Origin of the sequence: Corynebacterium meridianum (assembly GCF_016342265.1) — a bacterium.
GTDB lineage: Bacteria > Actinomycetota > Actinomycetes > Mycobacteriales > Mycobacteriaceae > Corynebacterium > Corynebacterium meridianum.
This window is the reverse complement of sequence record NZ_JAEIOS010000009.1, coordinates 312,293-324,866: the sequence shown is the minus strand read 5'-3', so window position 1 is coordinate 324,866 and position 12,574 is coordinate 312,293. Positions and strand designations below refer to the sequence as shown.

8 protein-coding genes and 1 pseudogene are annotated in these 12,574 nt (G+C 58.4%); 3 read left to right on the top strand and 6 right to left on the bottom strand.

All coding sequences use genetic code 11. The annotated features are described in order from the left end of the window. Positions 1-331: 331 nt before the first annotated feature. Together JDV75_RS01475 and JDV75_RS01470 are read left to right on the top strand one after the other, a co-directional pair. Positions 332-1,903 carry a recombinase family protein gene (locus JDV75_RS01475; protein ID WP_198737478.1) on the top strand — a complete coding sequence of 524 codons (1,572 nt, stop codon included), beginning with the start codon at positions 332-334 and terminating at the stop codon, positions 1,901-1,903. 730 nt (positions 1,904-2,633) lie between these two features. After that, a complete protein-coding gene (locus JDV75_RS01470) occupies positions 2,634-3,176 on the top strand; it encodes an antirestriction protein ArdA (RefSeq protein ID WP_336244266.1) in 543 nt (180 codons plus the stop codon). A gap of 125 nt (positions 3,177-3,301) precedes the next feature. On the opposite strand, the gene JDV75_RS11865 is transcribed toward JDV75_RS01470, so the two are convergent. Further along, positions 3,302-4,291, bottom strand: coding sequence for a hypothetical protein (locus JDV75_RS11865; protein ID WP_232958055.1), 990 nt, complete (start codon positions 4,289-4,291; stop codon positions 3,302-3,304). 58 nt (positions 4,292-4,349) lie between these two features. On the opposite strand from JDV75_RS11865, the gene JDV75_RS11860 reads away from it, so the two are divergent. Continuing rightward, positions 4,350-4,646, top strand: coding sequence for a hypothetical protein (locus JDV75_RS11860; RefSeq protein ID WP_232958054.1), 297 nt, complete (start codon positions 4,350-4,352; stop codon positions 4,644-4,646). A gap of 195 nt (positions 4,647-4,841) precedes the next feature. On the opposite strand, the pseudogene JDV75_RS12285 reads toward JDV75_RS11860, so the two are convergent. The 5 genes and pseudogenes from JDV75_RS12285 to JDV75_RS01440 all read right to left on the bottom strand — a co-directional run. Continuing rightward, positions 4,842-5,261, bottom strand: a pseudogene (locus JDV75_RS12285) (relaxase/mobilization nuclease domain-containing protein); the annotation flags it as partial. Positions 5,262-5,898: 637 nt separating this feature from the next. After that, complete coding sequence (locus tag JDV75_RS01455; RefSeq protein ID WP_198737474.1) at positions 5,899-6,276, bottom strand: hypothetical protein; 378 nt, start codon at positions 6,274-6,276, stop codon at positions 5,899-5,901. A gap of 9 nt (positions 6,277-6,285) precedes the next feature. Continuing rightward, positions 6,286-6,660, bottom strand: a complete 375-nt coding sequence (locus JDV75_RS01450) for a hypothetical protein (protein WP_198737473.1) — start codon at positions 6,658-6,660, stop codon at positions 6,286-6,288. A gap of 43 nt (positions 6,661-6,703) precedes the next feature. Further along, positions 6,704-10,972, bottom strand: coding sequence for a DNA polymerase (locus tag JDV75_RS01445; RefSeq protein WP_198737472.1), 4,269 nt, complete (start codon positions 10,970-10,972; stop codon positions 6,704-6,706). After that, entirely contained in the window at positions 10,972-11,262 is a 291-nt protein-coding gene (locus tag JDV75_RS01440) for an excisionase family DNA-binding protein (protein ID WP_198737471.1), read from the bottom strand. The genes JDV75_RS01445 and JDV75_RS01440 overlap by 1 nt, the downstream gene beginning before the upstream one ends. Positions 11,263-12,574 lie beyond the last annotated feature (1,312 nt).

Sequence of the window (12,574 nt, the reverse complement as noted above, 5' to 3'; positions counted from 1 at the left end):
GCTCGACGAAGGCGTAGGTGCCGATCTTGGCGGTGTGAGTCAGCGGGGCGCGTACAGGACGGTCAAGAGGAGCCGTCGTGGACACCATGAACTCCCGAAGTTTGTTCTTCGGGGTTCCGAGAGTCCTCGCCCTCGGTGACATCAAGATGAAAGTCTCGACGGTGGTCTGCCCGTCGGGAATGCGTTCAGTTCACCGGGGTGTCTCACCCTCACTCTCGCGAAATATACTCCGTTTGCCTGCCCGGGGACTCACTGCCTCGCTGGGCCTGACGGACTACGAGTCGCTTCGAGTTCCGTACAGGACTAACGTCTAAGTGGTAGACTTGGATGCATGAATATGTCCTCCACGACGCCCCGCAAGGCGGCTATTTACCTGCGCATCTCCCTCGACCGCGAGATGGATGGTCTAGCTATCGAACGCCAGCGAGAGCAGTGCGAGACACTCGCTGCGTATCGCCAGTGGGAAGTCGTCGAGACGTACGTCGATCAGTCGAAGAGCGCCACGGATCGTACCAAAGTACGACCGGCTTACGACCAGATGGTTGCTGACTACAAGGCCGGAGCGTTCGACGCTATCATCTGCTACGACCTAGACCGACTCACTCGCCAACCTCGCCAGCTCGAAGACTGGATCGACGCATCTGTTTTTCGCGGACTAGCTCTCGTCACCGCCAATGGCGATGCCGACCTCTCTACCGACGGTGGGCGCGTATATGCCCGCATCAAGGCCGCAATCGCCCGTGGCGAGATGGAGCGCAAGGGTGCCCGCCAGTCGGCAGCGCAGCTCCAGCGCGCCAAGCAGGGACGAGCACCGAAGGGTATGCGCCCCTTCGGCTACACCGTAAACGGAGATGTCATCCCAGACGAGGCCGAAGCCGTCCGCGCCATCTACCGCTTGTTTACGGGCACCGACCGCCGCGAGTCGCTCCGCTCACTTGCGCGTGGCCTCAGTGGAACCGAGCTTATCGACGGCCTAAAACCCCGCCCCAAGCATTCCTACGTTGTCTCTGTCGAGCGTGCCAATCGACGGCTGGCCGAGGGCAAGGACCCACGGCCGACCAAGCCTAACGGCGAGTGGAGTCCCTCGACCGTGCTCGGCATCCTGCGTAACCCTCGCTACGCCCAGATGTCGACCTACACCCCCAAGAAGGCCCAGCCTGACGGCGGACGTCGCCGCACGTGGCGGGCACAGATTCTCCGTGATGATGCCGGGGAACCCATCCGAGGGCAGTGGGATGCCATCGTCGACGACGAGACCTGGTGGCGTGCACAGAGCATACTCGACGACACCGAGCGCATAACTAATACTTCAGGATCGACGAAGCGCAAACATCTTGGCTCAGGGCTCTATCGCTGTGGTATCTGCGGCGCAAAAGTAACCGGCGCACCGCGCGGATACCGTTGTGCACAGCACGTTGAACGTGATGACGATGGGACAGTCGTCGTTCCGAGCCTCATGCGAAGCGGTGCTCAGATTGACTCCTTCGTTATCGGCCTCATTGCTGAGCGCCTCAGGCGGCCCGATGCCTTGCGCAAAGAATCGTTGACGGACCAAAATACAGCGACTTCAGGCGTCGCCGCAGCCATCTCTGAACAGCGCGCACGCATCTTGAGAGCTCAGCACGATTACGACGAGGAGATTATCGAGGGGCGTGACCTCAAACGTATCCGTGACGCTGCCGAGGATCGCATTGCCCAACTGGAGGCTGAACGCCGCCTCAGTGGCCAAGCTGCTGAACTTGCTCCCGTTCTCGGCGCGGATGATCCGTCCGAGGCGTTCCTCAACGCCTCGCTCGCTGTTCAGCGGCGGGTCATCGATGCCTTAGTGACGGTGAAGCTTCTGCCTCAACCGCGAGGCAAAAAGGGGTTCAATCCCGACAGTGTTGTCATTGAGTGGCGGTAGGTGCGCCCCGCGCCACCTCTAACCCCTACCGCAAAACTTACCTTGACCTGTGGCGCAGGGGGAGGGGGTAAGGGGGGGGGGCTCCCCCTTCGTCAAAAACATGACCTGACCTGCGACGGAAGGGGGTAAGGGGTGTGGGGGGGGCAAAATCCAGGAACGTGACGAAAAAACGTATGGGGAGGGGGCCGTGGCCGCAACTTTTATTTTTTTACCGCGCTTAGATCATAAATACACCCTTACCCCCTTCCGTCGCAGTTCAGAGGGTAAATACGACCCCTTCTGGCACCCCTTCTAGCACCCCTTACCCCCTTCCGTCACACCGCTTACGACCCACAGCCAACTCACAGAAAACCGCGCAAATATCGAAACATCCCTCTCAAGCGGAAACCTAGCGCTACCCGCGCCGCCCAACAGATGAAAACAGTAAGCTCCACCCAACCGCGCTGTCAGGTGGAGCCTGTCTAACCCAGAGGTCGTAGGTTCGAATCCTGCCTCCGCTACCAATTTTATAGCCGCTACCAGCAGAAACGCTGGTAGCGGCTATTTCCTTTTCTCTCTGAAAAATGCGATTTTCGCTTTAGAACTCGCTTAAGACGACATCATTCTGTCAGTGATGCGGCACAGCCGCCTCCGGGGGAGCCGACGAATTGCCCCGAGGAGAAAGGTCTCGCCCATCATGGCTGTACCAACCCTGTTTGCATCCACTGCTACCACATCCACGCGACCACGAGTGTGGGTCGGCTGTCTGCATTGCTACAACAGCGGCCGACTGGTCGGCGCGTGGTACGAGTGCGCGGACATTGCCGACGACCCCAGCGCCTTCGACGTTGGCCGCATCCACGACGACGGTGGCTACCCGGCCACCACATCCTGCGAGGAGTTGTGGTGCTTCGACACCGACAACGTACCGAGCATCTGCGAGTTCGACCTTCTCGAAGCCACCCGCTGGGGCGAGTGCTACGCCGAGCTGGATGCCGAGCACCTGTGGTCTGCGCTGTGCGCCTGGGTGGCCTCAGGCAGCTACACACAGGACGCCTACGGCCTACCCGTCGTCAGCGACTTCCTGGAGCGTTTCTGCGGCCACTGGGACAGCTTCAACGACTTCGCATACGCGCTCATCGAGGACACCATCGACATGAGCAGCTGGGACGACCTGGCACAGCGCTACTTCGACTACGAGGCGTTCGCTCGTGACCTCAAGTACGACTACAGCACCCAGCTGGTCGAGCCATACTGTGGACAGCACGGCGTGTTCATTTTCCGCGACAGCTGAAAAGACCCCGCTACCAGCATGTTTGCCGGTAGCGGGGTTACTTTTTGAGATCGGGGATCAGTCAGCGGGGCTCGGGGCTCCACCCAACCGCACTGTCAGGTGAAGCCTGTCTAACCCAGCAATCGCTAGTCGCTGTGCTTCAGTAGATCACTTACCGGCTTGACCAGGCGATACGCTGCCCATCCTACAAGTGCGATGAGCGAGCCGGTCAGCCCAACGGTCGCAGCGAACCAACCAAGCCCTCCGTACCACGTCTGTGCTCCCCAGACGCGCTCCCACATCGCGGGCAAGCTCACCGTGAGGCCGAGGGCTTCCATTAGGCCGTAGCCGAGGAATCCCGTTGCTATAAAACCGACGGCGATGACTGCGACCCAGGCGAGGGCGCTCACAGTGAACTGGGCACCGCGCTTGGCCAACTCCTCGTTACGTTCAAGCAAAGCCTGGTTCTGTTTTCGTATGTTCTCCTGCTTCTCAGTTTCCAGTTTCATCGACTCCAGCGTCTGATTCATGTCTCGCACTGCATGGTTGATGGGCAGCTGGATGTTTTCGCTCACCTCCTTCACCAGCTCGCCGCGTGCCTTAGTCGCCTGGCTGCCTATCTCCTTTGTTATCGACTCCACTAGTTGCTTCTTGATGCTGTTGGACAATTGCGCGCTGGCGTCGTTGCTCAGCTGTATAGGCGCGCGGCTTACCTCCAGGACGGCTTTTAGCAGTGCCGCCATCCCCGTCAGCTGAGTGTCCATCTGTTTCAGGCTTCCGGGTAGCTTCTGAAGCATATGCATCGTCAGGCCTATCGCCAGATGCAAGTCCTTCATCGCTTGTTTGAACTCCGTGTCCCCAACCGAGGTTGCGGCTAGCTTCTTCAGCTTCTTGTCTAAGGGCGGCAGCTGCTCTAACTCCTTCTGTGCCTCCTTGAGCTCCGTGGAATTCTTCTCTACTGACTGTTCCACCAACCGCTGCCCTTGTTGCAGTAAGTCCAGCTGCTTCTGGTGGTTCGCTGTGTGACTCTTCGACTGCTCGATGAGTTCCATGATCGGACTCACCTGCTCCGCGATCTTCGCGTCGATCTCCAAGCCACTCGGTGTGCGTTTTGCCATTATTTTCCTCTTCTCCATCTTCGAATAGTCCAAGCTGTTTAATCCGTACCTGCTGCTGCTGTAGCTGCCGCTGTAGTTGCTGTGCCAACTCGATCCGATCGATGAGTCGGTCGAGCTTATAATCGGCTCCAAGATCACTTCCGGCCGCGCTGGCTTTACATGTGCTCTTGGCAGTCTTGATCTTCAAGCGTTCGCCACTCTCATCAATCAGAGCAAAAGTGGCGGCTGGTTTACCTGCATCTGGCCCCTTCCTAATGGTGCGGACGCGCACATTCAGGTCGTACTCTTTGGCGCGTTTCCTCATGACCTTCAAACGCTGATCCGGCGACGCAGCCACGACAGCCTCGTCTTCTACGAGCTGGTCTATGCGTAGTCGAAGGCCGCTTCGCCAGGTGACGCCATCTAGTTCATGTAGTTCCAACCCGTCCGCGTCGACACTGCGACCCTCCGCCTCAGCCAGGCGCTCAGCTTGGCTGTACGTGATCTCATCCTGACCAAGTGGAGTAAAGCCATTCGAGGTCAGAACTTCATCGTTGACGGCCTTGAGACGCCAGGCGTTTTTCACTGTCTTTGGCGTTCGTCCCGTCACATAGTCGTGGTTGGCAATCACGATGTGGTTATGACAGTTCCCGTTCTTGCCATCTGTATGGGTGGCAACCAAAACATCACTGCCAGGAGCCAATTTCTCCGCCAGCTCCACACCCATCGAATGTGCCCACTGGACATGCAGCTCGTTATTCCTATCGAGCGTTCCAGGTTCAAATGCCTGGGTGACAACAAGCGCCTCGTTCTGGCGACGAGAAAAACGCCCTACATCGCCACGAACCTGCGCGACGAAGGCGTCAACGTCGCTAACCCCACGAGCGTTGAAGCTGACAGCATCGGCACGAACGAGACCCTCGCGTTTGTTCTTGCGAGTCTCGTAAACCACATAAATCGCAGCAGCCGCAACGTCTCGGGTGCGCTGAACCTTACTCACCGCGACCATGTGCCAACGCCTCCTCAACTGCCCGCGCGCCAGCCATGACCTGCTCTACACAGTCGCTATCCCAGCCGGCGATATGCGCCGACTTCACAGCCTGGTTGAACAGGTTCCCCGCGCGCTGTAGCTGTCCCGTGTGTGCTGCCAACACCGCACGGTCCTGAGCACTCATACTCGGTGCAATAGCGCGTGGCGGTAGGCGCCCGTCTAACACGGTTAATGCCAGGCGAACCACCTCAGCCGCACTCAGCTCTGTCCGCTCCTGTAACACCTCCATAAGCTCAGCCTGCTCCTGATCTAAGCGAACGGTGAAGCGCCTTACAGTCTTCATCTCCACACCTTCCAATTCATCTGCCTTGTGTGATCCTGGTCCGTTGATGTACCCCTCTCGGTGACCACCTGGCACTGCCGTCTGTTGGATCGCCCAGGGCGAGTCCAACAGCACTGGCACTGCTGGCGGTGGCCTCCTCGTGGGGTAGGAAACGAGGGCTTCCGCTTCAGCCTCGCCGTCTGTTGGATCACCGCGTGGGTCCAACAGCACTGGCTCGCATCAGCTGCACCCCTCGTTTCAGGGGGCCAGCAAACCCAAGAGCACCTCCCTTGCGGTCGGTCTCTTGGGTGCTGGTTAGGGGGCTAGCGCCCCCTAAAACCCCCGAGACGGTTCGGTCATCCACCCAGACTCGCCACTTGCGGGCGTGCCTGTGGGCACGTCCTCAGTGGCTTCCTCGACGACGGATTCCGAACCTGTACCTGCCGATGCTTCGTCGCCTACGGGTGCTGCCTCGGCAGCATCCTCGGCCTCCTCCGCCTCGACCAGACCCAACTCGATCAACAGATCGAGCAGTGGCTTATTGCGATACGAAAACCACTTAGAGCGCTTCTTATAAGCTGCGGCAAACAGGGCCTCGCCGAGCGCTTCGATGTGCTCAGCATGAGCCTTCGCGGCATCTTTCTCAGCACGTTCCATAGCGGCTTGTGCCTTGCGCACCGCTGCCAGTGCCTTACGTTGCTTCTCACTCATTCCCATTGGTTAAAACTCCATTCCTTCATCCGTTGTCTGTTGCTTTTCGGCGCCAATGCCAGGTGAATATGTCTGCACCGGCCGGTGAACTCGCTGTTGTGCCACCCGCCTACGCGACGCTTCCTGCTGTGCTTGCTGCTGCGCACGTCGCTCGGCCTGCTTCCGCCGCAGCGTGTCCTGAAGATCCGCAATAGCGCCGCCGAGATCCTCGTCCTCGGCGACTGTGATGCCGTTGTCTTCTAACCCGACATCGCGGCCGAAACCGCGCTCAACGATGCGGAGAGCTTCCTCGGAGTCGCGACGCAGATCGCGGGAGAAATCGCCAAAGCTTTGTTCTTCCCGGTGTTCCATCTCTTTTCCTCTCACTTGTTCTTTCAGTTCCATTGCGCCGCATCGGGCGAAGCCCGAGCGAGCTGGTTTACGTACATCAGTGACCCGCCTCCGCCCAGTTCTTTCCTGGATCGCCAGCCTCAGCCAGGACTGGGATGCGTGCCCCCTCCACAGACGGCAGCTCCACCCCGCAGAAAGCGCTCAAGACCGCTTCTCGGACCTCGTCCACACGGTCTTTTGGCACGCTGAGAACGACCTCGTCGTGGACGTAAATGCGGATCATCTGCTGGACGTCCTTCGGCAGCGCGAGGATGCCTTTGACGAACACATCGCGGGCAGTGCCTTGCCCATAAGCTGCGGGAGCAGCTGTGTAAGCGCGTTCCGGGTTGACGGCCACACGGCGACCAAAAGCTGTGCTGATGAACCCCGTCTTCTTAGCCTGGTTACGCAGCTTCTCCTTCAGCAGCTCCAGCTGTGTGAACTCCGCCTTAAACCCCCGAAGCAGCTTCTCTGCTTCCTCTAGGGATAGACCAGAGTCCTCGGCAAACTTGCGAGCACCCTTTCCGTAATTCACCGCGTGCCCCAGCGCCTTCGCATCCTGTCGACGGCATTCATCGTCGAAAACACGGATGGCTAGTTCAGTGTGAGAATCTCGGCCTGGCTGGAACATCGCTGCGTAATTTTCATCACCAGCACCGGCCGCCAAGCAACGCTGATCAATCTGCGACAGGTCAGCCGACAGAAGCACTTCGCCCTCATCAGGCAAGATCATCGTGCGCTGCTCCACGAGATCACCTCGCGAGCCGAAAACGGTCATAGCTGGTGTCCTCGTGGACAGTCGCCCAGTCGCCTGTGCTACACGGATGCTGGGGTAGACGCGACCGTCTTCACGCAGCGCAGCCTTCACAGTCGACGCCGGTGTCTCAGCATCGCTAACGGCATCCAGACGCTTCACAAGCGCCAGCAGCGCCTCGTTATCAGGGTGCTGGCGGACAAGCTGCCTCCGGGTGTCCTTGTCAAAGCAAAAGTTCCCTTTAGCGTTTACGGGCGGCGTGATACCGGCCTTCTCTAAGTACTCCGACAGTGCCGCCTTACCTGCCCTAGACGTATGCGGCTTCTTCCCTTCATCAGGCACACCTACGTGCTCGACAAGCCACGGATAGGCATCCGCTTTGACAGCAGCCTCGCGTGCAAGGAATTCCTCAACGGCATCAACATCAACGCGCACACCGGCAAACTCGGTAAGAGCTAACACAGCGGCGAGCTCGTGCTCCTCAGCGATGACGTCCTCACCGACAGCTTCGAGTGCCTGCGGGAGCAGGTCCGCATACAACTCGGCAGTGGCCTTAACATCCTGGGCTGCGTACTTGCGATACGTCTCGTTGTCGTTCGGGATAGCGTCAAATCCGCCATACTGGTTAGCCAGATTCTTCAGCGCGGACACGCCATCGTCGAGCAGCTTGCCATCGTGACCGAGCCGCTCAGCGACAGCATCAAGTGCGTAGCTCTTTGTCTTCCCCGAGCCAGATACGGGAGGGTCGACAATTCGCGCCAGAATCAGGGTGTCGTGGGCAACACCCGGGTCGAGCTCGAGGTCGTACAAGCGCTTGAGAAGAGGCAGGTCATACTGAACTACGTTTTGCCCGACGACACGATCCGCGCCCCGCAGCACCTCAACGAGAGCCTCAATGTCGTCTGTAACCACTGGCTCGGCACCATTAACGCTATATGCGGCGATCTTCACGAAGCTTCTATCCGTAGCGATGACGGCATCCTCAGCTGAACCCGTCTCGAGGTCAAAAACGACCGTCGTGCTCTCATCAGAGGTAGCGCTGACTCCAGCTCCCGTCGGTGATGGTGGAGTCGGTACCGGGGCTTCGCCACCACGACCTCCACCTCCGCCGTCGCCTCCGCTGCCGTCGAGGTCCTCGATGAAGTAACGCCACGCCGCTTTGTTCCGGTGAGATTTGGGCCGACGGCGCAGAACCAACCCGCCGTAGGGTTTGCCCAGCAACTGACGGTGCGCAGTACCAACCTCCGTGGGTTTGGCTTCGCTGATGCTACGAACACCCTCAGGAAGCGTGCGTGGTGAAGGCACAAACGCTGTACCGTCTTTCGCAACCTCACTGACAACCTGAGCTGCGGAGAAGTTCTCGTCTCCGAATACCTCAAACAACCAGCACAAGTATTCCTCGTTGGCCGCACCGTCGAAGTCGAGCGACTCCTTCAACGCGCGATAGTCCTCACGAATGTCACCGAGACCCAAGAAGTACAGGATGCCGCCAACCACACGGTGCCAGCGCTCAAACGAGCCCATCGGAGCTTTCTCGTATGTCGGACAAGCAGGTTGATCCGCCTCCACCCAGGCGACAATGACGTCATAAAACGCCTGTAGCAGCTCTTTGCGGTTCTTTTTCACATACTCAAGTAGCTCAGGGTGCTTAAAGCCCCCACGCTCTTCAGGAGCCACCGTCGCATCCTCGAGCGCAAGATGCACAGTGCTTACTCGGCGCCCCATGTCGTTCGAGATGTCGATATTGTTTCCCGTAAAGAACAGACTCAACCGATTCTCAACGGTGGGTGTCTCGCTACTACCCAGGATGCGCCCCGTTAACTTCGGCGTCGTCAGCACCGCTCGGAGGGGAGGACTATCCAGCCGTTCAACCTCGTCGAAGCACACGGCAGCATCCTTGGCAGCTACACGTGCGTACAGGTCCTTCTGAAGCTCGTCGTTGTTTTTTACGCGCGGTAGAACCGGGCAGGGCTCTCCGGTCGCAATAATGCATGCCACATTGACCAGGAGGTTCTTACCCGTGCCAGGGAGCGCGGCAAAAGCCACCTGACCCGGTGATGTTGGCAGCAGTGGACGCAGGAGCAATGTCAACACCATGCCAACCGCGCGTGCTCGATCTAGTCCGCTCTTGAAAGGAAAATCCGCCAGTGCATCGAGAATTAGCTCCCGGCACTCATCTACACGCTCTTTGCTGACGTTCTCCTTCACAGTCAGTCCTTCGAGACTGCTGTCAAGATGCACAAAAACACCAGACGCCTCGTCGAAGCCAGGCTCGGTGCGGAAACTAAAATCCTCGCGGATCAGCGGTGTATGCACTACGCCCTTAATTTCGGGTGCACTGCGTCCTGCCCCATCCAACGCGGAGTCAGAGTCCGACATGCTCGGCGTGTACGTCTTTGCTTTCTCAGACTCAGTATCGACGAACAGGACGGAGTCCTTGGCTAGTGCGTGAGCGCGGGTGCGACTCACCAGGCTGAGTGATACCGTCCCGCCACGTTTTACCGCTTCATAAAGCACGCCGTCCTGGCTAAACAGAGTCACACCGAACAGGGTCTTCTCATAGACATCAAGCAATCCCCGGTATCGCAGCATCCCGTCGGACACGGGTGCTGAGACCACCTTGCGAGTGCCAGCCTTCTTGGCAAGCTCCTCCTCGGAAGGAGCCTCCTTCTTATAACGGGGCTTCTTCTTTGCAGGCTTGCCTAATACGTGCTTCTCTAACAGCACCGACATAGCCTCAGCACGATCGCGGGGCTCCTGGAACGCGAGGTAATCGTCGAGTCCAGCCGACTTGGCTGCTCCAGGGAAGTTCGGCAGTACGAGATACTTCACGCTCTTCGCCGAAGACTCACACAGCTCGCCGAGACCCCGGACACCGTCATACACACGTGCGTTCGTTCCGGCGTCAGCATCTGGCGCGATTACGACATCGAGGCCCTTGATCGAGCGATACAAGGCCTTAAACGGCTCGGAGTCTCCGCCTTTACCACCAATGTCGGCGGCATTGACGCCGTTGAAAAAGACGACAGCCGTCTTTTCGTCCTTAAGATGCTCTTCGGCAGCCGCGGACTGCTTCACACCCTCTACCAGCAGGACTCGCTCGGTGTCTTCGTTAATTTTCCGACGCCATGCGAAGCTCACGACCTTGTCCGGGTCATGAAACTTGCCAGGTGAGATGTATTTGGCTTCGGTGTCGCCACTCGATGTCTCAAACCCAGGAGGCACCTTGATTATGGCGGTCTGTACGCCATCGCAGAGCTCGAGGTCGTACAGCAGGCCTGTATCCCATGTTGCGTTACCCTCCAAGTACTCCAACGAGCTCGGCAGCGCATCTACACACCGACGAACCGTGCGACAGGCCATCTTCAAGATGTACTCGTCACTCAACGAGGCATCGCGGAGCTCCTGTAGATGCTGAGGACTCAAGCGACCTAACAGCTGGTCCTCTAAAGTCTTCTCCACCTCTTGTTCGAGCCCGGCCTCGCGGGTAGAAACAGCGGCAGAAACGTCATTGGCTGGATCATTTTCCTTGAGGACCTTGTGGGCAACGTCATGGGTATCTTGCGCACTCATCACGCACCTCCGAGGAGGTCGCGCAGGCGGTGGGTCTGCTCCGTCGTGAGCGGTGGGGCAGCGGTTACCAAATTGTCGATGACAACGTCGATAGCATTGGAGTCCGTCGATGTCAGCAGGGCTTCAAGATCAGTCAGACGCAGCCGGACTCGACGGCCTGCCCGATAGGTGGGCAAACGGCCCTCGGCGACGTACTTTCGCAGCGTTGAATAGCCTGCGTACCCACGATCAGCGGCTTCGCGAAGGGTGATGTAAAGGTCAGATTTGTTGTGAACAGCGGGGGATCCCACGGGGAGGCCTCCAAGACAGAGTTATCCTCCGGCGTGGAGTGCATTGCCGGCTGTTACGCGGATTCATGGTTGGCTACATCCGCACCACATAAAAGTCTCGACTATCGCTGATCAAGCGTCTTGGGCTACTCGGCTGAAAAGTTGCTAGCCCACCGGGCATCCGGTCGAGGGATTCTGCTCGTGACCTGAGATCTGCGTAATTGGTCTTGAGCTCGCTGTCAATGTAGCGCATCTCAGCGCGAGCTGCAACAATCGAGCGGTTAGCGACGTTAGCACTGTACGGAACGTGGTCGAGTTTAGGTTTAATGTGTAGTTCACTTGAGTCCGGTGGTAGGAAGTGATTAGTGTCAGTGCTGATTGGGTCAGTGCAGTTGCAGGGAGTTTTGCGACCCTGTTGTCTGCAGTCGCCGTCGTCGTGGCAGTGCGCGTGTCGCGAGAGACCAACAAGCAGACGAAAGCCATTGCCTCCGAACAGGCTCTTCGTGAGGTGCGCGCGTATCACGGCGACCGCAAAGCCGAGTTTCGTGAGCAGTGTCGTGTGATTCTTGCTGCGTCGAACGCCATTGAGGAGCTACTGAGTCCTCGCGTTTCGGAGCTTTTGTCAGCCTCTCCTAGCTCGGAGGATTTGGCTACCGTACGTTCACACTTGGCGCAGCTCTCCGCGCAGGTAAATCTCCTCACTACCTTCACAAATTCTTCGAGCGGTATACCGACTTCGGCAGCGCGGACGGTGAGGGAACTCTTAGAGGAAGCGGCCTGGGTCAACTCAGACTCTCTACATCTGGCTATCTTGGTCACAGACAATAGTGATGAGGAGGAAGATGTAGACCTGCAATCCCCGCAGGCAGTAGTTGATGCACTGCTCAATGGATCAGCAGTCAACCTGGATCCTCGTCTGATGCCAGGCTATAACCCTGCTTCTCCAAACGGGGCAGGAACGGATGCCCACTCGGAGTGGGAGAAGGCCTATGCTCGGCGGGAGGTACTTCTCTTAGAGAGTGGTATCGTTACCGCCCAACCGCGTCCCAGCTCTCTGGCGGAGGTGGCCGCGAGATCACTGGGATGGGTCTCGATACGTCGCTTCGCAGATCGAGCTGATGAGCTCCTATCCTGTTGGGGCGCTGACGATGAGGGCAAGTTCCGTTTCAATGTCTAAGACGGTGCCGGATCTTCGTCTGGGGGGAACGAATGTCAGCGGTTTTATAGTGTTACGGCATGAACGACTTTGCCGAGTGGGCGCCGTAAGCACGTTCGACTCCATGTTCGTCGCACTACACGCTGCGTAGCCTGCCGACATCGAGGAGCTGGCAAA

Excerpts from the sequence above, each read along its gene's own strand:
- JDV75_RS01475 (WP_198737478.1), top strand. The coding sequence starts at position 332 with ATGAATATGTCCTCCACGACGCCCCGCAAGGCGGCTATTTACCTGCGC.
- JDV75_RS11865 (WP_232958055.1), bottom strand. The coding sequence starts at position 4,291 with ATGGAGAAGAGGAAAATAATGGCAAAACGCACACCGAGTGGCTTGGAG.
- JDV75_RS01455 (WP_198737474.1), bottom strand. The coding sequence starts at position 6,276 with ATGAGTGAGAAGCAACGTAAGGCACTGGCAGCGGTGCGCAAGGCACAA.
- JDV75_RS01450 (WP_198737473.1), bottom strand. The coding sequence starts at position 6,660 with ATGGAACTGAAAGAACAAGTGAGAGGAAAAGAGATGGAACACCGGGAA.
- JDV75_RS01445 (WP_198737472.1), bottom strand. The coding sequence starts at position 10,972 with ATGAGTGCGCAAGATACCCATGACGTTGCCCACAAGGTCCTCAAGGAA.